Annotated in this window: 16 protein-coding genes and 1 riboswitch; of the genes, 11 read left to right on the top strand and 5 right to left on the bottom strand. The window is 74.6% G+C overall.

The features are described from left to right. Positions 1 to 41 precede the first annotated feature (41 nt). The gene (locus tag HZS56_RS06060) at positions 42 to 494 is read right to left on the bottom strand and encodes a DUF6214 family protein (RefSeq protein ID WP_216719651.1); all 453 of its coding nucleotides are present in this window, start codon (positions 492 to 494) and stop codon (positions 42 to 44) included. A gap of 175 nt (positions 495 to 669) precedes the next feature. Continuing rightward, entirely contained in the window at positions 670 to 1,452 is a 783-nt protein-coding gene (locus HZS56_RS06055) for a PaaX family transcriptional regulator C-terminal domain-containing protein (RefSeq protein ID WP_216719663.1), read from the bottom strand. Positions 1,453 to 1,553: 101 nt separating this feature from the next. On the opposite strand from HZS56_RS06055, the gene HZS56_RS06050 reads away from it, so the two are divergent. The 9 genes from HZS56_RS06050 (at position 1,554) to metE (ending at position 15,073) form a co-directional block, all read left to right on the top strand. Further along, positions 1,554 to 3,236: a DNA alkylation response protein gene (locus HZS56_RS06050; protein WP_216719650.1), complete on the top strand. Its 1,683-nt coding sequence runs from the start codon at positions 1,554 to 1,556 to the stop codon at positions 3,234 to 3,236. Positions 3,237 to 3,365: 129 nt separating this feature from the next. Continuing rightward, complete coding sequence (locus HZS56_RS06045) at positions 3,366 to 4,520, top strand: WD40/YVTN/BNR-like repeat-containing protein (protein WP_216719649.1); 1,155 nt, start codon at positions 3,366 to 3,368, stop codon at positions 4,518 to 4,520. Between the two features lie 177 nt (positions 4,521 to 4,697). Beyond that, positions 4,698 to 6,305 (top strand): serine/threonine-protein kinase, encoded by a 1,608-nt coding sequence (locus HZS56_RS38015; RefSeq protein WP_308408004.1) that lies wholly within the window; start codon positions 4,698 to 4,700, stop codon positions 6,303 to 6,305. A gap of 175 nt (positions 6,306 to 6,480) precedes the next feature. Continuing rightward, positions 6,481 to 8,013 (top strand): ABC transporter substrate-binding protein, encoded by a 1,533-nt coding sequence (locus tag HZS56_RS06035; RefSeq protein WP_216719648.1) that lies wholly within the window; start codon positions 6,481 to 6,483, stop codon positions 8,011 to 8,013. Between the two features lie 7 nt (positions 8,014 to 8,020). Beyond that, entirely contained in the window at positions 8,021 to 8,965 is a 945-nt protein-coding gene (locus HZS56_RS06030) for an ABC transporter permease (RefSeq protein WP_216719647.1), read from the top strand. Next, entirely contained in the window at positions 8,962 to 9,888 is a 927-nt protein-coding gene (locus tag HZS56_RS06025) for an ABC transporter permease subunit (RefSeq protein ID WP_253913793.1), read from the top strand. Before HZS56_RS06030 ends, HZS56_RS06025 begins: the two co-directional genes overlap by 4 nt. Next, positions 9,876 to 11,498 (top strand): ABC transporter ATP-binding protein, encoded by a 1,623-nt coding sequence (locus HZS56_RS06020; RefSeq protein ID WP_216719646.1) that lies wholly within the window; start codon positions 9,876 to 9,878, stop codon positions 11,496 to 11,498. The genes HZS56_RS06025 and HZS56_RS06020 overlap by 13 nt, the downstream gene beginning before the upstream one ends. Then, complete coding sequence (locus tag HZS56_RS06015; RefSeq protein WP_216719645.1) at positions 11,495 to 12,286, top strand: class I SAM-dependent methyltransferase; 792 nt, start codon at positions 11,495 to 11,497, stop codon at positions 12,284 to 12,286. Before HZS56_RS06020 ends, HZS56_RS06015 begins: the two co-directional genes overlap by 4 nt. Before the next feature lie 72 nt (positions 12,287 to 12,358). Further along, a riboswitch (cobalamin riboswitch) is annotated at positions 12,359 to 12,595 on the top strand. Positions 12,596 to 12,760: 165 nt separating this feature from the next. After that, positions 12,761 to 15,073: a 5-methyltetrahydropteroyltriglutamate--homocysteine S-methyltransferase gene (metE, locus tag HZS56_RS06010; RefSeq protein ID WP_374201085.1), complete on the top strand. Its 2,313-nt coding sequence runs from the start codon at positions 12,761 to 12,763 to the stop codon at positions 15,071 to 15,073. 55 nt (positions 15,074 to 15,128) lie between these two features. On the opposite strand, the gene HZS56_RS06005 is transcribed toward metE, so the two are convergent. Continuing rightward, entirely contained in the window at positions 15,129 to 15,806 is a 678-nt protein-coding gene (locus HZS56_RS06005) for a uracil-DNA glycosylase (RefSeq protein ID WP_216719644.1), read from the bottom strand. A gap of 263 nt (positions 15,807 to 16,069) precedes the next feature. Between HZS56_RS06005 and HZS56_RS06000 the strand changes: the two genes are divergently transcribed. Together HZS56_RS06000 and HZS56_RS05995 are read left to right on the top strand one after the other, a co-directional pair. Continuing rightward, entirely contained in the window at positions 16,070 to 17,053 is a 984-nt protein-coding gene (locus tag HZS56_RS06000; RefSeq protein WP_216719643.1) for an N-acetylglucosamine kinase, read from the top strand. Positions 17,054 to 17,209: 156 nt separating this feature from the next. Beyond that, positions 17,210 to 18,133: a sirohydrochlorin chelatase gene (locus tag HZS56_RS05995; protein ID WP_216719642.1), complete on the top strand. Its 924-nt coding sequence runs from the start codon at positions 17,210 to 17,212 to the stop codon at positions 18,131 to 18,133. Positions 18,134 to 18,308: 175 nt separating this feature from the next. On the opposite strand, the gene HZS56_RS05990 is transcribed toward HZS56_RS05995, so the two are convergent. Next, on the bottom strand, positions 18,309 to 19,346 hold the full coding sequence (locus tag HZS56_RS05990; RefSeq protein ID WP_216719641.1) for a lactonase family protein: 1,038 nt from the start codon (positions 19,344 to 19,346) through the stop codon (positions 18,309 to 18,311). Positions 19,347 to 19,573: 227 nt separating this feature from the next. Continuing rightward, a complete protein-coding gene (locus tag HZS56_RS05985) occupies positions 19,574 to 21,064 on the bottom strand; it encodes an FUSC family protein (RefSeq protein ID WP_216719640.1) in 1,491 nt (496 codons plus the stop codon). Positions 21,065 to 21,078: the final 14 nt, after the last annotated feature.

Raw genomic sequence — 21,078 nt, 5'->3', positions numbered from 1 at the left:
CCGGCGGCGTATCGGACTACGGGGCGGCGTACCGGGAGGAGTCAGCGGCGGGCACGGCGTGGCGCCAGGAAACCCTCGTCGCGCGCCTGCCCGATCAGCCTGAGGGACGTGCGCCGGCTGTGCCCGGTCACCCGCATCACCGCGAGGACCGGGTCGCAGCCCTCCTCGCGGGCCGCCCGGTACTCCTGTGCGACGAGCCGGCGCCCCTCCGTCCCGCCCGGCCACGCGGGACGGGCCCGCCGTGACACGGCCGGGCCGCCGCCGGGAGCCGGCGCACAGGCCTCGAAGAGCGGGCTCTCCAGCCACTCGCCCAGCACCGCGAAGTCGTCGAGGGACAGGGGCGGCTCGGCCCGCACGTCCTCGATGCGCACCTCCCGGCCGGAGAGGACGGCGAGCGCTTCCACCCGGGCCCCGTCGGCGAAGGCGAGCCGGACGTCGAACCACGCGGCGGTGGCACCGTCCTCCCGCACCAGCCAGGTGTGCCGCACGGACATCTCCCCGTCATCCGGAGAGCGATCGGAAAGTTGAAGAGAACGATCAAAGAAGGATGCTTCGACCATATACGCAACGTAACCGAATGATCACACTCCATCCGAAAGGAACACGCACCCCCGTGCATGTCTCGTCCGGCATGCCGGCATGCCGTCCGGCGGCGCCCACGAGAGAGCGTCAGGTTCCGGTGCCCCGCTCCCGGACCTGACCGGACTGCTCCCGCTGGTAGGCCGTGTACGCGCCCCGCAGAGCCGCACCGGGCCAGTCGCGCGGGAGCAGTTCCGCCGGCAGCACCGGGTCGGCCAGCAGGTGGCGCACGACGGCCGCGAAGACCATGAGCCGGTCGGCGGGCCCGTGGGCCCGTTCCACCCGGGCGAGCAGGGAGCGGGCGGTGCCCGACCAGGCGTCCAGCGGCCACAGCCGCGCGGCCAGGTCACGGGCGGCCCGCTCGGGGCGGGAGACCAGACGCTCGGCCACCCGGTCCAGTTCGCCGGGCAGCGGACGGCTGAGATTGTCCGGGCGCAGCCACACGCCCTCGCGGAGTTCGGCGAGGCGCAGGGCGGCCAGCCGGGCGCGCAGCTCCGCCCGCTCGGCGGGGCCGCGCCCGGTCGCGGTGACCACGAGCAGCTCCCAGTCGCCCTCCCACACGCGCGTGCGCGGACGCACGGACTCGTCCTGGCGCCGCTGGCGCTCCAGCAGTCGCTCGCTGAGGCGGTAGCCCGTGCCGGTGCGCAGGAGGTCACCGGCGGCCGTCATGCGGCTGAGCGCCGCGCGCAGGGTCGAGCCGCCGACGCCGAAGCCCGCGACGAGCCGCGCCAGGTCCCGGGCCGGCAGCTCGGCGGGGTGCGTGCCCAGCAGCAGGCTCAGCACGACCGACCGCGCGGACAACGGGCGCAACGCGGGGGCGGAACCCTCGAAACCGTTCGTCCGCGCGGGCGCGGGATTCTCGAAACCGTTCATCCGCGCGGGCGCGTGTCGTCCGTCCACATGAGCACGTACTGTACGCGCGCCCGAGTGTTGCACTATTGCTGCGGCCGCAGGAACAGTGCAACACTCGGGGCATGACGACACTCGCGCAGGAGCCGTACGAGCAGGCCGCGGACCGTCCCGAGGGGCATGCCACCCACGACGTCACCAACCAGCCCCCTCCCCTTGCGCCCTACGACGCCTGCGACGACAACGCCCTGCTGGAGGGCGTGCGGCGCGAGGGCGCCGGATGGGCAGAGGACGGCCTGCGGCGCCTCGGCAGGCGGGCCGGCAGCGTGGAGGCACAGGAGTGGGGCGACCTGGCCAACCGCCACGAGCCCGTGCTGCGCACGCACGACCGGTACGGGAACCGGGTCGACGAGGTCGAGTACCACCCGAGCTGGCACCGCCTGATGCGGGTGGCGGTCGGCGAGGGGCTGGCGGGCGCTCCCTGGGCGGACGACCGGCCCGGCGCCCACGTCGCGCGTACGGCGGGCGGGCTGGTGTGGGGTCACACGGAGGCGGGCCACGGGTGTCCGACGTCGATGACGTACGCGGCGGTCCCGGCGCTGCGCGCCGCGCCGGAGCTGGCCGAGGTCTACGAGCCGCTGCTGACCGCGCGGGAGTACGACCCGGGTCTGCGGCCGCCCGCGGAGAAGCGCGGGCTGCTGGCCGGCATGGGGATGACCGAGAAGCAGGGCGGCTCGGACGTCCGGACGAACTCCACGAGGGCCACGCCGACCGCGGAGCCCGGTGTGTACACGCTGCGCGGGCACAAGTGGTTCACGTCGGCGCCGATGTGCGACGTCTTCCTGGTCCTGGCCCAGGCCCCCGACGGGCTCTCCTGCTTCCTGGTGCCGCGGGTGCTGCCGGACGGCACCCGCAACACGTTCCGCGTCCAGCGGCTGAAGGACAAGCTCGGCAACCGGTCCAACGCCTCGTCCGAGCCCGAGTTCGACGGCACCGTCGCCTGGCTCGTGGGGCCCGAGGGCCGGGGCGTCAAGACGATCATCGAGATGGTCAACTGCACCCGGCTGGACTGCGTGATGTCCTCCGCGACGCTGATGCGCAAGACACTGGTCGAGGCCGGTCACCACGTGCGGCACCGCAGCGCGTTCGGCGCCCGGCTCGTCGACCAGCCGCTCATGCGCAACGTGCTGGCCGACCTGGCGCTGGAGTCCGAGGCCGCGACGACGCTCACCCTGCGGCTCGCCGGAGCGGCGGACCGCGCGGTGCGCGGGGACGCCGGTGAGGCGGCCTTCCGGCGGATCGCCACCGCCGTCGGCAAGTACTGGGTGACCAAGCGGGGGCCGGCGTTCACCGCGGAGGCCCTGGAGTGCCTGGGCGGCAACGGCTACGTGGAGGAGTCGGGCATGCCCCGCCACTACCGCGAGGCTCCGCTGCTGTCGATCTGGGAGGGCTCGGGGAACGTGAACGCCCTCGACGTGCTGCGGGCGCTGGGACGCTCGCCCGCCGCCGGGCACGCCCTGTTCGAGGAGCTGGCGCTCGCCCGCGGCGCGGACGCCCGGCTGGACGCCGCCGTGTCCCGGCTGCGCACAGGGCTCGCCGAGGCCTCCGAGACCGGCGCCCGCCGGCTGGTGGAGCTGATGGCCCTCACCCTCCAGGCCTCCCTCCTGGTCCGGCACGCCCCGCCCGCCGTCGCGGACGCCTTCTGCGCGACGCGGCTCGGCGGCGACTGGGGGCACTCCTTCGGCACGCTGCCGGACTCGGCCGGCCTCGGCGCCGTCCTGGCGCGGGCGCTGCCGGCCACGAGCTGAGCGGGGCGGGCGCGGCAGCGGGCGAGGGCCCGCTCCTCCAGCGTCGGCCGAACTGCCTCGCGCGCCCCTCGGTGAACCGCACTCCAGCGCCGTGACCTGCGGTGACGGTGTCTCCAGAGGTGACTGTCAGTGCCCGGGTGCAGACTGGCCCGTGTCCGAGACAAAGGCGTCGACGAGGACGCCGCGGAGGTGGTCGGCATGACCGAGGTACTGCTCGCCGTGGGCACCCGCAAGGGCCTGTTCATCGGGCGCAGGCGGGGTGGCTCCTGGGAGTTCGACGAGAGTCCTTACTTCAACGCCCAGGCCGTCTGTTCGGTCGCCCTCGACACCCGCGCCGGCACCCCGCGGCTGCTGGCCGGAGGGGACAGCGCGCACTGGGGCCCGTCGGTGTTCCACTCGGACGACCTGGGCCGCACCTGGACCGAACCGGGGGCGCCCGCCGTCAGGTTCCCCAAGGACACCGGTGCCTCGCTGGAGCGGGTGTGGCAGCTGCATCCGTCCGCCGCCGAGCCGGACGTGGTCTACGCGGGCACGGAACCGGCCGCGTTGTACCGCTCGGAGGACCGCGGCGAGAGTTTCGAGCTGGTCCGTCCCCTGTGGGAGCACCCCACGCGGTCCCGCTGGGTCCCGGGCGGCGGAGGCGAGGGGCTGCACACCGTCCTCACCGACGCGCGGGACCCCGAGTCGGTGACGGTCGCCGTGTCGACCGCCGGCGTGTTCCGCACCGCCGACGGCGGCGCGAGCTGGGCCCCGTCCAACTCCGGTGTCTCGGCCGTCTTCCTGCCGGACCCGAACCCGGAGTTCGGCCAGTGCGTGCACAAGGTCGCGCGGGACGCGGCCACCCCGGACCGCCTCTACCTGCAGAACCACTGGGGGGTGTACCGCAGCGACGACGCGGGCGGGCACTGGACAGACATCGGCGAGGGCCTGCCCTCGACGTTCGGCTTCGCCGTGGCCGCCCACCCGCACCGCGGCGACACGGCGTACGTCTTCCCGATCAACGCCGACGCCGACCGGGTGCCGGCCGACCGCCGGTGCCGGGTCTACCGCACCGGGGACGCGGGAAAGAGCTGGGAGCCGCTCTCGGCCGGGCTGCCCCAGGAGGACCACTACGGCACGGTGCTGCGCGACGCGCTGTCGACGGACGACGCGGAACGCACGGGCGTGTACTTCGGCAACCGCAACGGCGAGGTGTTCGCATCGCCCGACGACGGCGACAGCTGGCAGCAACTGGCCGCACACCTCCCGGACGTGCTGTGCGTGCGGGCGGCGGTGGTCGCGTGACCGGTGCACCACACCGCCCACACGGGCCGGACGGCCGGACACCGTGTGCGCCGCCTGCCTCGTCCGGCTGAGCTGCCGGCCGGTCGGCCGCGGCTCCCGACCGCCGCGGCCGACTGCGGCGGGGCCCCTGTCGGCCGCCGTATGGTGAACCGTCATACGGAAATCGGGGAGGCACAGGTGTCGCAAGTGCAGTCAGGGGTGGCGGCCGCAGTGCCGCCCGGGAGCAGGATCGGGCCCTACACCGTGCTGTCCGAGCTGGGCAGCGGCGGTATGGGCCGGGTGTACCTGGCCCGTTCCCCCGGGGGCCGCACCGTGGCGGTGAAGACCATGCTCGTCGCCGGAGAGGGCGCGACGGCGGAGGCGGACCGCAAGCGCTTCGCCCGCGAGGTCGCGCTGGCCCGCAGGGTGCGCGGGGCGTTCACCGCGAGCGTCGTCGACGCCGACCCCGACGCCGCCTCCCCGTGGATGGCCACCGAGTACGTCCCGGCCCCCTCTCTCGGGGAACTGGTGCAGGGCTGCGGGCCGTTGCCCGCCGCGTCACTCCCCTGGGTGGCGGCGGGAATGGCGGAGGCCCTGCAGAGCATCCACGCGGAGAACCTGGTCCACCGGGACGTCAAGCCGTCCAACGTGCTGCTGCCCGAGGACGGTCCGCGTCTGATCGACTTCGGCATCTCGCAGGCGGCGGACCTCACGCGCACCAAGGCCACCCTGGGCACCATCCCCTTCGCCGCGCCCGAGCAGGCACGGGGCGAGCCCACCACCGCCGCCTCGGACGTCTTCTCGTTCGGTGCCACCCTCTTCCATCTGGCCACGGGCCGCAGCCCCTACCGCGGCATGGACGAGGGCACCGTCCTCGAACAACTGGTCCGCGCCGCCTCGGGCGACCTGTGCCTGGACGGTCTGCCCACGGATCTCGACCCGCTGATCCGCCCGTGCCTCACCGTCGATCCCGCCGAACGCCCGTCGCCGCAGGACTTGTTGCAGGTGTGCGGCCAGTGGCTCGCACTCCGGCCGGAGGCCCACGGCGCCACGGACTGGCTTCCGCCGGACTGGGCACAGGCCATCGAGCGCGCCCGCCGGCGCCGTACCGAGGCGGCGGACACCGCCCGCCTGCGAGTCGGCCCCGAAGCCGTGACGGAGCGCGTGCCCAGGCCCGACGAGTCGTCCGCCACCAGGAGGCCGACCATCGCGGCACGACGACGGACGGGGCCGCCGGCGGCGAGGACCCCCCTGGTGCTGGCCCTGACCCTGGCCCTGCTCGCCGCGGCCGGGGTGGGCGCCTACCTGTTCCTGCGGCCGGACAACGGGGACGGGAACGGCGGCGGCACGGCCGCCGGCGGCAGCGGCACCGCGCTGCACGAGCCCGCTCAGGCGATGCGGCTGGCCCTGGTGCGGCAGGCGGAGGCAGGTGAGTGCACAGACGCGCTGCCGCCGCCGACGTTCGTCTCCGACGACCACAAGAACTGCTACTCGGTGTCGACCGAGGCCGCGGACCGGATGAACGTCGAGAAGCTGCGCGCGGTCTCCGCCAGGTATGACGAACAGGCGGGCGCATGGACGATCGCGATGAGCTTCCGGGACCAGGACGCCCGCCGCTTCACGGAACTCACCGACACGGCATCCCGCAGGCAGACCCCGCAGAACCAGATCGCCATCCTGTTCGGTGACCGCCTGCTCAGCGCGCCTGCGGTGCTCGCTCCCATCCCCGGCGGGGAGATGCAGATCACCGGCGGTTACACCAAGGCCGAGGCCACCGAACTGGCCCGGCAACTCGGCGGCGGATGACCGGCACAGGCACGAACAGGGGCGTCGTCGCCGGCCGGGGCGCGCGACGACGCCGGCGTGCCGAGTGACCAGTCCCACACAGGCCCCGCACCTGCTGCTATTGCATAGTCATTGCAATAACTTATTGGATGCGTATGCCGTGGTTCTGGAGCAACAGGCAGGAAGGTACGCCCACATGCCGGTCACCCCCACCCGCCGCAGTGTGCTCGCCGCGGCGGTCGCGACAGGCGCCGGTCTCCTCACCGGCTGCTCGTCCGCGGACTCCGGTTCGTCCTCGCCCAGGAAGGGCGGGACGCTGATTGCGGCGTTCCCCGGCGCGGGCGTCAAGGAGACCATGGACCCGCACGCGCAGCGGCAGTTCGTCGACATCGCCCGGCACAAGGCCGTCTTCGACAAGCTCGTCGAGCTGGACTCGACCCTGCGGCCGGTGCCGCGGCTGGCCCGCTCCTGGTCCAGCGACGACGAGGCCCGGGTGTGGCGCTTCGAACTGCGCGAGGCGCGGTTCCACGACGGTCACGTCCTCGACGCCGACGACGTGCTGTACAGCCTGTCCCGCATCCTCGACCCCGACGCCGCCGACCACCTGGCGAAGAACTCCCTCTCCCACGTCGACCTCGCCAACTGCCGGAAGGTGGGCAGGCGCGGGGTGGAGATCGCGCTCTCCCGGCCCAACGCCGAGCTGCCCAGCCAGCTGGCGATGACCGGCACGCCCGTCGTCCGTGACGGCTGGGACGACCCGTCGAGGCCCGTCGGCACCGGCCCGTTCCGGTTCGCCTCGTTCACCGCGGGGCGCGGTTTCACCGGCCGCCGCTTCGACGACCACTGGAACGGGGCTCCGCTCCTGGACGAAGTACGCATCCTGTCCGCCGAGTCCGAGGCACGCGCCGCCGCCGTGCGCAGTGGCGAGGTGCACTTCGCGCACGAGATGACGCCCACCTTCGCCCGTACGGTCGCGCACGACAGCCGGGTGCGGGTGGTGGCGGCGAAGCGCAGCGGGGTGCAGGGTTTCGCCCTGAAGACCGACCGGGCCCCCTTCGACGACCCGGACGCGGCGATGGCCGTGAAGCTGTTCGTGGACCGCGAGCGGCTGGTGGACGTGGTCTGCGCGGGCCGCGCGGAGATCGGCAACGACCTCTTCGGCAAGGGCTACACCTACTACCCGGACGGCCTCGAACAGCGCGAGCAGGACGTGGCCGAGGCACGGCGGCTGCTCAAGCGCACCGGGCTGTACAACAAGAAGGTCACCTTCTACACCTCCACCGCCGCCGACGGCTTCGCACAGGCCGCCCATCTGTTCACCGAGCAGGCCGGTGAGGCGGGCCTGAAGGTGGAGATCGTCAACGGGCCGCCGGAGTCGTACTTCACGGACGCGCTGAGCAAGGGCACCGTCACCAACCACCGGTGCGGCGCCATGACGATACCGACCTACATCGGCGAACGGCTGCTCTCGGACGCCCCGCAGAACCAGACCGCCTGGAAGCACGAGGACTTCGACGACGCCTTCACGGCCGCACGTGCCGAGGTGGACGACGAGAAGCGCACCGCACGGTACCGGGCGGTGCAGACGGACCTGCGCGACCGGGGCGGCCTGGTGCTGTGGGGGCACCCCGAGTGGCTGAACGCCGTGTCGCGCACCGCCCACGGCGTGCAGGAGGCCCCGCCCAACACCGTGGACTGGGCCAGGTTCGACACGGTGTGGCTGGACTGAGCACGGGGTGCTGCACTACGCCCTGCGGCGGTGCGGGTGGACGCTCGTCCAGCTGGCCGTCCTCAGCGTCGTCGTCTTCCTGCTGACGGACCTGCTGCCGGGAGACGCCGCGACCGTCGACTTCAACGAGCAGGCAGGACTCGACCAGGTCGCCCAGTTGCGGGAGCAGATGGGCCTGGACCGGCCGGTCGTGGAGCGGTTCGCCGACTGGGCGCACGGTCTGCTCACCGGCGACCTCGGCACGTCGCTGGTCGGCGGCGGTCCGGTGAGCGGCGTGCTGTCGTCCTCGGTCCCGGTGACGGCTGCGCTGGCCGCCGTCACCCTGGTACTGCTCGTACCGCTGGCCGTCGCCGTCGGGCTGCTGACCGGGCTGCGGGCGGGCAGCCGCACCGACCGGGTGGTCTCCTCGGTGACACTGACGCTGACCTCGGTACCGGACTTCGTCCTGGCGCTGCTCCTTGTGGGGGTCTTCGCGCTGCGCCTCGGCTGGCTGCCGTCGACCTGGGTGGGCGCGGACGACGTGTGGTGGCAGCGGCCGGAGTTGTTCGTGCTGCCGGTGGCGGTGCTGCTGGCGCGGACGGTGTGCGTGCTGTCCCGGCAGATCCGGGCCGGTACGGTCACGGCCCTGCACGCCGGCTACACGGTGCAGGCCCGCCGGCTCGGAGTGCCGCCGGCCCGCCTGGTGCTGCGGCACGTCCTGCCGAACGCGGCGGTCCCCGGCGTTCAGGAACTGGCCCGCACCGGTGACCAGTTGCTGGGCGGTGTGCTCGTCGTCGAGGCGGTCTTCGCCGTGCCCGGCACCGCGACGGCGCTGGTGGAGGCCGTGCAGAACCGGGACGTGCCCACCGTGCAGGGACTGACCCTGGCCCTGGCCGCGGTGGCGTGCCTGCTCAACCTGGCGGCGGACCTCGTCAGCCACCGTCTGGCTCCCCGCACGGAGGTACTGCGATGAGCACCGTCCGACCTACCCGGCGCAGGGTGACGGGGGCGCTGCTCCTGGTGCCGCCGGTCGCCGCAGCCGTCGTCGGCCCGCTCGTGACGGACGCCCGCATCCCTTCCGACGGCATGCCCTACGCCCTCGGCGACGGGCATCCGCTCGGCACGGACGCCCTGGGCCGGGACGTGCTGACGCTGGTCCTGCGGGGCGGGGCGAGCGCGCTGGGCGTGGCGTGCGCCGCGGTGGCGCTCGCCGTCGCCGTGGGCGGCCTGCTCGGTCTGGCCGCGGCGGCCTCCCGCAGCCGGTGGCTGGACGACCTGCTGATGCGGCCGGTGGAACTGCTGCTGCCGCTGCCCTCCCTGCTGGTGATCAGCGTGGTCGGGGTGGGCTGGCGCGGGCATCCGGTCGCGGTGGCGCTGGCGGTGGCCGCCCTCAACGTCCCCGCCGTGGCCCGCCTGTTGCGGGCGGCGGCGCTTGACGCGGCCGGCGGGCCGGTCGCCGAGGCGATGCGGTTGCAGGGCGAGTCCTGGGCGCGTGTCCTGTTCGGACATGTCGGGCGGGCCGTCCTGCCGGTCGCCGCCGCCGACGCGGGCACCCGGGTCGGCGGCGCGGTCTTCACGGTGGCCGCCGCCAACTTCCTCGGCCTCGGTCTGGACCCGACCTCCCCGGACTGGGGCGTGGTGATCGCGGCGAGCCGGGAGGCGCTGTTCGTGCAGCCGTGGGCGGTGCTGGCACCGACACTGATGCTGGTGATGTTCACCGTCGGCGCCAATCTGCTGGCGGACGGCCTGCTGCCGGACACGGGGCGGCAGGGCGGGAGGACCGGGAAGAAACTCAGGACGCGAAAGGTCACGGAGGCGAAGGCGAAGGCGAAGGCGGAGGCCAAGGCGGAGACCGAGACAGCGACGGAGACGGAGGCGGCGACGTGGAACCGGTGATCGAGGTCGGCGGCCTGACCGCCCACGCGGGAACGGCCCGGCTCCTGGACGGCGTCGACCTCACCGTCCCGGCCGGCGAGGTGACCGCCCTGGTGGGTCCGTCCGGCAGCGGCAAGACCACCGCCGCGCTGGCCCTGCTGGGGGAGACCGCGCCCGGCGTACGGCTGCGCGGCACGGTACGGGTCGCCGGTGTCGAGGTGGTGGGCGAGGAGGGGCCGACGGGGGCTGCTCGGGGCGTACGCGGCCGGGTCGTCTCGTACATGCCGCAGCACCCGGCCCATGCCCTCAACCCCGCCCGGCGGATCGGCCCGGTCCTCACCGAACTCGCCCGTCTGCACCGGCCGGACGCCGCGGGCGGCGCGGGCCGGGGAAGGTCCGCCGCCCGCGGCCGGGAGCACGCGGCCGAGGCGTTGCGCGCCGCCGGGCTGCCGGACGACCCCGGCGTCCTGCGCCGTTTCCCGCACCAGTTCTCCGGCGGCCAGCGGCAGCGCGTGGCGCTCGCCCAGGTGCTGGCGTGCGGCCCGAGCGTCCTCGTGCTCGACGAACCCAGCACCGGCCTGGACACGGTGGCCCGGCTGCGGCTGGCGGACCTGCTGACCCGGCTGGCCGCGGACGGGTACGCCCTGCTGCTGCTCAGCCACGACCACGATCTGGTGCGCGCCGTGGCCGCCCGGACGGTGACGCTGGAGCGCGGCCGGGTGACCGCCGCGGGGCCCACGCCCGAGGTGCTCCCGACTCCCGCGGTACCGCCCCCACCGCCCGCCGCGTCCACGGTCCCGAGGTCGTCCGGGGCCGTGCTGGAGGCGCGGGACCTGACGGCGTGGCTGCACGCCGGACGCCGGGGCGAGGTCCTGCACGACGTGGCGGTGCGGGTGCGGGAGAGTGGCTGCACCGCCGTGGTGGGGCCCTCGGGCAGCGGCAAGACCGTCCTGGCCCGCTGCCTCGCCGGACTGCACGAACGCCACCGGGGGCACCTCTCGTTCCGGGGCGAGCCGCTGCCCGTGCTGCGCCGCCGCACCGCCCGGCAGATCCGGGGCGTCCAGTACGTGTGGCAGGAGGTGCGGGGCTCCTTCGACGAGCGGCGCACCGTCCTGGAACAGGTCGCCCGCACCGCCGTACGGCTGCGCGGCCTGCCGCCGCCGGAGGCCGAGCGGCGGGCCCGGCTGCTGTGGGAGCGACTCGGGCTCACCGCGGAGCAGACGACGCGGCACGCGGCGTCGCTGTCGGGCGGCGAGCTGCAACGCGCCGCGCTGGCAAGGGCGTTGCTCGCCGATCCCGAGGTGCTGATCTGCGACGAGATCACCACGGCCCTCGACGCCGTCAGCACCGGCCTGGTGACCGCCGAGATCAGGCGCCTGCGCGAGGAGAGCGACACGGCCGTCCTGTGGATCGGGCACGACCTCGCCCTCGTCGAGCGGCTCGCCGACGACCTGGTCGTCCTCGACACCGGCGCCGTCGTGGAGAGCGGCGACAGCCGCACCGTCCTCGCCGCCCCCCGCTCCGAGACCACCCGGCTGCTGCTGCGGTCCCGGCACCTGGGCACCGCCGGCCCGGCCACCTCCGTACCCGTCCCGCCCAGCGACCAGCGAAAGGAACCCCTCCACCCATGACCACCACCTCCGACTCGACGACATCCGACTGGCAGCAGTGGCAGACGAGCTGGGACCGCCAGCAGGAGTGGTACATGCCGGACCGGGAGGAGCGCTTCCGGGTCATGACCGACGCGGTGGAGGCCGTGGCGGGCCGCTCCCCGGTCGTTCTCGACCTGGCCTGCGGCACCGCCAGCATCTCCGACCGGGTACTGCGGGCGCTCCCCGGTGCCCGCACCGTCTGCGTGGACATCGATCCGGCCCTGCTGACCATCGCCCGCGGCCACTTCGCCGGTGACGAACGCGTCACCTTCGTCGAGGCCGACCTCACCGACCCCGGCTGGACCGCGCGGCTGCCCCGCACGTCGTTCGACGCCGTGGTGACCGCCACCGCCCTGCACTGGCTGGACACCGAACCGCTGCGCCGTCTCTACGGCACCCTCGCCTCAGTGCTGCGCGAGGGCGGCGTGTTCCTCAACGCCGACCACATGACGGACGAGTCGGCGCCCCGCCTCAACGCCGCCGTGCAGGCCCTGCTCGAAGCACGCCAGGAGGGGCAGCGCCGTGCGGGCGCCCTCGACTGGGCCGACTGGTGGACCCTGGTCGCCGACGACCCCGCCCTCGCCGAAGCGGCGGCCCGCCGCTTCGCCCTCCTCGGCGACCCGCGCGAGCCCCGGCCCGCCGGCGCACGGCCCGGCCGTCCCACTTCCACCCGGTGGCACCTCGACACCCTGCGCGAACAGGGTTTCGCCGAGGCCCGGCAGCTCTGGTGCTCGGCGAGCGACGCGCTGGTGGCCGCGCTGCGCTGAGCGGTTCCGCACGACGGCCCGGTGCCGGGCTCCCTCGCCGCGACGCCACGGCACCCCGTAGGGTGGGAGGTGCAGCTGGTTCGTCCCGTCAGCCGGGCGGGACGTCGCAAGAGGGAACCCGGTGGGAATCCGGGACTGCCCCGCAGCGGTGAGCGGGAACGACCGCCGTCATACGCACTGGGTCCGACATTCCGGACCCGGGAAGCGACGGCCAGTAGGTGTCCTCCTCGGTGCACGCCCCGTACGAACCAGTACGGGGCCGAGCTTCCCGACGAGCACGCGCCCGCGAGTCCGAAGACCTGCCAACTGCCCGCGCGCGGAACGGTCCGTGCGCGGACATCCCGGTGACCTCGAGGGCGGGTCGGCGTACACATCGGACGGCCGGCCGTGCGCCGCCGCCGTCCGGTCTGTTCCCTTCGCGCCCCTCGTCCCGTCCCCGGGATCTCAGGGATTCGTCTCGCGAAGGAGATCTCCGTGACAAGCAACTCCGCGGCGGCCGGGGCCACCGTGTACGGCTACCCCCGCCAGGGGCCGAACCGGGAACTGAAGAGGGCGATCGAGGGCTACTGGAAGGGCCGCGTCGACGCCGGCGCCCTCCGCGCCACCGCCCGCGGCCTGCGCCGGGCGAACTGGGAGCAGCTCGCCGAGGCAGGCGTCGACGAGGTCCCCACGGGCGACTTCTCGCTCTACGACCACGTCCTGGACACCACCGTCATGGTCGGCGCGATTCCCGCCCGGCACCGGAACTCCTTCGACGCCGACGCGCTGGACGGCTACTTCGCGATGGCGCGCGGGACGCAGGAGGCGGCGCCGCTGGAGATGACGAAGTGGTTCGACACCAACTACCACTACCTGGTGCCCGAGCTGGGCCCGGACACGGTGTTCTCCGCCGACTCCGCCCAGCAGGTCGCCGAGCTGACGGAGGCCCTCTCCCTCGGCCTCACGCCGCGCCCGGTCCTGGTCGGGCCCGTCACCTACCTCCTCCTCGCCAAGCCCGCCCCCGGAGTGGGCGCGGACTTCGACCCGCTCACCCTGCTGGACCGGCTGCTCCCGGTGTACGCGGACGTCCTCGCGGACCTGCGCGCGGCCGGCGCCCACTGGGTGCAGCTCGACGAGCCCGCCCTCGTCCAGGACCGCAGCCCGGCCGAACTGAACGCGGCGGCGCGCGCCTACCGCGACCTCGGTGCCCTCACCGACCGGCCGAAGCTGCTCGTCGCCTCCTACTTCGACGAGCTGGGCGAGGCGCTGCCGGTCCTGGCCAAGGCCCCGGTGGAGGGGCTGGCACTGGACTTCACCGAGGCCGCCGCCGCCGGCCTGGGCGCGCTGGCCGCCGTCGGCGGCCTGCCCGGCAAGCGGCTGGTGGCGGGTGTCGTCAACGGCCGCAACGTCTGGGTGAACGACCTCGGCAGGTCGCTCTCCACCCTCGGCACCCTGCTCGGTCTGGCCGACCGCGTCGACGTGTCAGCCTCCTGCTCGCTGCTGCACGTGCCCCTGGACGCGTCCGCGGAACGGGACGTCGACCCGCAGATCCTGCGCTGGCTCGCCTTCGCGCGGCAGAAGACCTCCGAGGTCGTCACGCTCGCCAGGGGCCTCGCCCAGGGCACCGGCGCCATCGCCGGTGAACTCGCCGCCAACCGCGCCGCCCTCGCCTCCCGCGAGAACTCCCCCATCACCCGCGACCCGGCCGTCCGCGCCCGTGCCGCCGCCGTCACGGACACCGACACGCGCCGCTCCCAGCCCTACGACGAACGGACCGCCGCCCAGCGCTCCCGTCTCGGCCTCCCCGTCCTGCCGACCACCACCATCGGTTCCTTCCCGCAGACCGACGGCCTGCGCACGGCCCGCGCCGACCTGCGGGCGGGCCGGACCGACACCGCGGGCTACGAGGAGCGCATCCGGTCGGAGATCCAGGAAGTGATCTCCTTCCAGGAGAAGGCCGGGATCGACGTCCTGGTGCACGGCGAGCCCGAACGCAACGACATGGTCCAGTACTTCGCCGAACGGCTCACCGGCTGCCTCGCCACCCGGCACGGCTGGGTCCAGTCGTACGGCACGCGTTACGTCCGCCCGCCGGTCCTGGCCGGCGACATCTCCCGCCCCGAGCCGATGACGGTCCGCTGGACCACGTACGCCCAGTCGCTCACGGACCGGCCGGTCAAGGGGATGCTGACCGGACCGGTCACGATGCTCGCCTGGTCCTTCGTCCGTGACGACCAGCCCCTCGCCGACACCGTCCGCCAGGTGGCCCTCGCCCTGCGCGAGGAGGTGGCCGACCTGGAGACGGCCGGCACCCGCGTCATCCAGGTCGACGAGCCGGCGCTCCGCGAGACCCTGCCCCTGCGGGCCGCCGGACGGGCCGGATACCTGGCGTGGGCCACGGAGGCGTTCCGGCTCACCACGGCGGGCGTCCGCCCGGACACCCAGATCCACACCCACATGTGCTACGCGGAGTTCGGCGACATCGTGCGGGCCATCGACGACCTCGACGCCGACGTCATCAGCCTGGAGGCGGCCCGCTCCCACATGCAGGTCGCCGGAGAACTGGCCGCCCACGGCTACCCGCGCGAGGCCGGGCCCGGCGTCTACGACATCCACTCGCCGCGCGTGCCGAGTGCCGCGGAGGTGGCCGACCTCCTGCGTGAAGGCCTGAGGGCCATCCCCGCCGAACGGCTGTGGGTCAACCCCGACTGCGGCCTCAAGACCCGCGCCTGGCCCGAGACCCGGTCGTCCCTGGAGCACCTGGTGGCCGCGGCCCGTACGGTCCGTGAGGAGTTGTCCGGTTCCTGACCCGCCGGACGACGGCGTGGCCGGCGCGTCCCTCGCGGGGCGGGCCGGCCCGCCGCTACGGCAGGCGCCAGTCGACCGGGGCGGCGCCCTGCCGGGCGAGGAAGTCGTTGGTGCGGCTGAAGGGGCGTGAGCCGAAGAAGCCGCGGTCCGCCGAACGCGGGGAGGGGTGGGCCGACTCGATCACCGGGAAGCGGTCGAGGTGGGGGCGCAGGTTGCGCGCGTCCCGGCCCCACAGGATCGAGACCAGGGGCGTACCGCGCTCTGCGAGCGCGCGGATCGCGCGCTCGGTGACTTCTTCCCAGCCCTTGTCGCGGTGCGAGCCGGGGCTGTTGGGGCGCGTCGTCAGGGCTCTGTTCAGCAGCAGCACGCCCTGCCGTGTCCACGGGGTGAGGTCGCCGTTGGACGGGCGGGGCAGGCCGAGGTCGCTCTGCAGCTCCTGGAAGATGTTGATCAGGCTGCCGGGCAGCCGGCGCACTTCCGGAGCGACGGCGAAGCTCAGGCCGATCGCCATCCCGGGCGTGGGGTAGGGATCCTGGCCGACGACGAGGACGCGCACGTCGTCGAACGGCTGCTGGAAGGCGCGCAGGACGTTCGGTCCCTCGGGGAGGTAGGTACGGCCGGCCGCGAGTTCGGCCCGCAGGAAACCGCCCATGGAGGCGACGCGTTCGGCCACCGGTTCCAGGGCCTTCGCCCAGCCGGGCTCGACGAGTTCATGGAGAGGTCGTGGTGCCACGGGCAGCCACTCTACTGGCGTATCGGAGGGGCGGACGACACACGGACGGGGCACCACCGCGGTCCCGTACGGGGAGCCGTCCGAGAGTGCCTCTGAGGGAGGCGTCCGGGAGAGGCGTCCGAGAGGTCCGTCCCGTCGGAGGCGTCCGTGAGGACCGTCTGAGAGAGTGTCGCGCAACGAGACGGCGACGAGAGAGGCAGGTCGAGTCCAGTGAGCCGCCCACCTTGCCGGCCCGGCTCCCCCGCGCACGCGGCGAAGGTGCCGTGAGCACCGGGTTCCTGGCCGTGGACTCCGGCGGCTCCGGGCTGCGCGTCGTCGTCGGCACCGCCGGTGACGGCGGGCGCGGCCCGCTCGGCCGGCGGGTGTCGAGCGAGCCGGTCCGTACCGGGGCGCGGGGCATCGACCCGGGTCATCTGCTGGCGCAACTGCTCCCCATGGCGTCGGAGTTGAGTGCCGAGACGGGGGTGACCCGGCTCGGTACCGTCGTCGTCGGGGCCGCCGGGATGGTCACCCTCGGCGACGCCCTGCGCGCCGAACTGCCGGGGGCGCTCGCCCGGGAGCTGGGCACGCTGCGGGTCGCGCTGGCCGCCGACGCCGTGACCGCCTACGCCGGTGCCCTCGGTACGCGGACCGGAGCGGTGGTGGCCGCCGGCACCGGTCTGATCGCCGTCGGCACCGACCTGGCCCGCTGGCGCCGGGCGGACGGCTGGGGCCATCTGCTGGGCGACTGCGGCGGCGGCGCATGGATCGGGCGGGCCGGTCTCGAGGCGGCGCTGCGGGCCCACGACGGGCGGGAGGGCGGCTCTGTCCCGCTGCTCGCCCGGGCCGAGGAGCGGTTCGGCCCGGCGTCCGGGCTGCCCGGGCAGGTCTACCCGCGCCCGGACCGCCCCGCCGTCCTCGCCTCCTTCGCCCCCGACGTGGCCGCCTGTGCCGCTGCCGATCCCGTCGCCGCCGGGGTGCTGCGGGCCGCTGCCCGGCACATGGCCGACGCGGCCGCCGCCGTCTGCCCGCGCGAGGGCGAGCCCCGGGTTTCGGTCACCGGGGGCCTGCTGAAGATGGGCGACCCCCTCGTCGTACCGCTGGAGGAGGAGCTGGCGAAGCGGCTGCCGCGGGCGCGGCGGGTGGCCGCGGAGGGTGATCCGCTGGACGGCGCGGTCCGGATCGCGTCCGCCCTGGCGACCGGTTCGCTCGCCCTTCCGGGTGACGACAGGATGCTGTGGGTGACGTCCACGTCCGGTGGCCGGTAATCGGCCGGGGAGCGGTCCGGACCGGTCCGCCGGGGAGGCGAATGGTGCCGATGTCGGCCGATCCGTACATCACTCATCAGACAAAACCGGACGGATAACGCTCAGCTGCCCCCTCCCCGAAGAGGGAAACCCCGGAAACCAGTAACATGCGGCGCCATGAGCTCCCCCACTGGGCCCGCGTCCGGCCTGCCAGTACGAATGCCGCGCCCCCGCCAGCCCGGACGGCACCGCCGTCCCGAACCCCTGGTGGCTCCCGAGGGCGCGCCGGCGCTCGTCCTCGCGGTGCCGGGGGCGCCCAGCAGCGCCACCCGGAGCCTCGCCGACGAGGTCATCAGCATCGCCCGCTCCGAGCTGCCCGGTCTCGACGCCCGGATCGGCCACCTCGACGGGGACGACGACGAGTTCCCGTCGCTGTCGGCCGTGCTCGTGCGGGCCGCCGAGGAGCGCACCGCCCGCTTCGAGCAGGCGCGCGCCGCCGGCATGGACGTGAAGGAGCCCGACGGCCCCGTCGCCGTCGTCGTGCCGCTGCTCGCCGGTCCGGACAACGCGCTGCTGCGCCGGATCCGGCAGGCCGTCATGGACAGCAAGATCGCGGCCGAGCTGACCGACGTGCTCGGACCGCATCCGCTGCTGGCCGAGGCGCTGCACGTGCGGCTCTCCGAGGCCGGGCTGGCCCGCGCCGACCGCGCCCGCCTCTTCACCGTGGCGACCGCCGCTGACGGCATCATCCTGGCCTCCGTGGGCGGTGACGAGGCGGTGCAGGCGGCCGGGATCACCGGCATGCTGCTCGCCGCGCGCCTCGCCGTGCCGGTGATCGCGGCGGCACTGGACGAAGAGGGCTCGATCGCTTCCGTGGCCGAGCAGCTGCGGGGCTCCGGCTCCCAGCAGCTGGCGCTCGCTCCGTACCTGATCGGCCCGGAGATCGAGGCGTCCGTGCTGGAGGAGGCGGCCAAGGAGGCGGGCTGCTCCACCGCCGAGCCGCTCGGTCCGTACCCGGCGATCGGAAAGCTCGCGCTGGCCAAGTACACGACGGCGCTCGGCATCTCGCCGCAGCAGCCGCAGGGGGCGCCGGCCCGGTGACCCCGCGGGGCGGTGCCGTGTTGCGGGGCGCCGCCGGTCGAGGGGGGGGTGGGCCGGAGGACCGGGCAGCCCGGTGCTCGCAGGGTGCCTCCTCCGGAAGCGGTGTCCGCGGCGTGGTGTCCCCGGCGCCCCGTGCCGCCCCGGCGGGCCGACTGCCCGCAGCGGGGCCGGTCGGCTATCCGGTGAAGGTGACGCAGGAGGCTGCCGGGACGGCGAGGGAGCCGGCGCGATGGGGGGTGCCGGTGGCCGGGTCGAGGGCGAACCAGGTCACGTCCCCCGAGCGCTCGTTGGCCGCGTACAGGAAGCCGTGCGACTCCGTGATGTCCCGCGGCCAGTGCCCGCCGCACGGCACCGTCGCGGACAGCCGCAGTCCGTCCGGCTCGACGGCGAACACCGACAGGACGTCCTCGCCGCGGGTGGCGGTCCACACGAAGCGGCCGTCGGGCGAGACCACGATGCCGGACGGGTGGGCGTCGCCCGCCGGTGCCGCCGGGAGCACCGGGACCTCGGTGAGGGGGCGCAGGACGCCGTCGGCGGCGTCCCACCGGCAGACCGTGACGGTGGGCGCGAGTTCGTTGACGACGTAGGCGCGGGTGCCGTCCGGGTGGAAGGCCAGGTGCCGCGGACCCGAGCCGGGACGCAGGGCGGTCTCCCGGTGCACGGTCGGCACGCCGTTCACCAGGGTGCAGACCCGCACCGAGTCGGTGCCGAGGTCCACGCTGACGGCCCACCGCCCGCTCGGGTCGCTCTGCACCTGGTGGGCGTGCGGGCCCTGCTGCCGCTGGGCGTGCGGGCCGGATCCGGTGTGCCGGAGGACGCCTGACGCGGACCGGGCGAGGGTGCCGTCGGCGCGGACCGGTACGGCGGTGACGGTGCCGGAGCCGTAGTTGGCGGTCAGCACGTGCCCGTCGTACAGGCCGAGGTGGGTCGGTCCGTCGCCGCCGACGGGGACCGGGCGTCCCGTGGGCTCCGGCTTGTCGCCGCTCACCCCGTAGGCGGCCACGGCGCCCTCGGACGTCTCGCTGACGGCGTACAGGGTGTCGCCGTCGGGCGACAGGGTCAGGTAGGAGGGGTCGGGCAGACGGTCGGTGCCGCTCACGACCGTGAGGGCGCCGCTGTCCGGGTCGACGTCCGCGGTCAGGATCCCGGGGCCGCCGGCCGCCGTGAACGACCCGATGAATGCCCGCCGCTGCCGCCTGCCACCGTCCGCCACCGCTGCCTGCCCCTCTCGCCCTGTGCGTCGTTCCGCGCGTTCTTCTGCGTGCGCGTTCTTCTGCGCGTTCTTCTGCGCCTCGTCCCGCGCCCGGCTCTGCGTCGTTCGGCGCAGATCCGGGGCGCCGACGTGTGCCGGCCCGGATGGCCGACCGGAGCGACGGTAGCAGTCGATCACCGACGGCCTGGACCGGACGAGTGGCGTGGGAGCGGGCGGAAGCACCCGGCTCAGGCGCCTGCCGGTCGCGAGCGGGAGGGCGTGCGCAGGGGCGCGGCCAGCTCGGCGAGGGCGCGTTCCAGTCCGTGCAGGTGGGTCAGGACCGGTTCGCCGACGCGGGGGCCGCCCGAGAGGGCGGGAACGGCGCCACCGCCGGTGAGCGCCTCCACCGCGCGCTCCACTCGCCGGCATGCGGCGGTCAGCCGCGCGTCGTGCGACGCCTCTGGGTCGGTGGCGACGGCGACCAGGCCGCGGATCTCCCGGGCGCAGTCGTCGAGCAGCGCGAGCACCCGGCGGGCCCGCTGCCTGCGGCCGTGCATCGGGCTCAGCGGGTGCACCAGCGGAGCGACCGACAGCCGTACCCGGACCAGGAGTTGCTCCAGCTCGGCCACCCGGGGCCCGGGGTCGGCCCCCGGGCTTCCGGCAAGCCGTGCGGCGGCCTCGGCGGTGCAGGCGTGCACGCAGCGCAGGGCGCTCCGGATCCAGGCGTCGGTGACGGCGTGGGTGGTGACGGGCAGGACGAGCAGGACGGCGAGTGCGGCACCGAGGGCCCCGACACCGGTCTCGGCGAGCCGCAGGGCGAGCAGGCCGGGGCCGAGCACGTCCAGGAGGCCGTAGAGCAGCTCGGCGAGCAGGGTGACGCAGAGCATCATCCAGGTGTACGACACGGCCGCCGTGTAGAAGATGCCGAAGACGCAGGCGGCGGCGAGGACCGCGGTCGGGACGGCGGACCCGGCCAGCGGGACGGCGACGAGGAGACCGAGGCCGATACCGACGGCCGTTCCGAGGACCCGGCGGAAGCCCCGTACCAGGGTCTCGCCGCGCGAGGTGGTGTTGACGAACACCCACCACGTGGCGCCCACGGCCCAGTACCAGCGTTCGCCGGACACCAGCTGGCCCACGACCAGCGCGAAGCCGGCTCCCGCGGTGGCCTGCACGGCCTGGCGGGTGGTGACGCGCGCGAGGCCGGTGCCGGCCGGCGGTGCGAGGCCGGCCGGGGCGGGCCGGCGGCGCTCGTAGCACCACAGGCCGAAGCGCACCGTCGCGGCGGCGGTCACCGACAGCAGGACCGCGGCGTACATCCCGGGCAGCCGGTCCGGGGTCGCGTGCAGGAACTGGGCGATGAAGAAGGTCATGAAGGCGAACACGCCGAGGCTGTGTCCCCGCGGGCCCCAGCGGCGCGCGTACACGCCCGCGCCGACGACGGCGAGGAAGGTGAGGTCGCGGGCCACGGGGTGACCGTGCAGCGCGGCGGCGGCGGTGAGCACGGGCAGCCCCACGACCGGCAGGAGTGCGGTGGTGACGGCCTGTCCGCGCACGGTGGCGTCGGTGACGGTGAACAGCGCGAGCAGGGCCGCGAGCCCGCCGGTGATCGCGCCCACCAGGGAGGTGCCGGCCAGCCCGCAGCTGACGACGGCCAGCCCGATGCCGAGGACGGCTCGCGCCGCGAACCGCAGGCGCGACCGTCCCGGATCCGGGCTCACGAACACCTTCTTCAGCACTGACTTCCGCCCCC

The organism is Streptomyces mayonensis, from assembly GCF_018982965.1.
Lineage (GTDB): Bacteria > Actinomycetota > Actinomycetes > Streptomycetales > Streptomycetaceae > Streptomyces > Streptomyces mayonensis.
The sequence above is the reverse complement of the archived record's forward strand: the minus strand, read 5'-3'. Positions and strand labels throughout refer to the sequence as shown.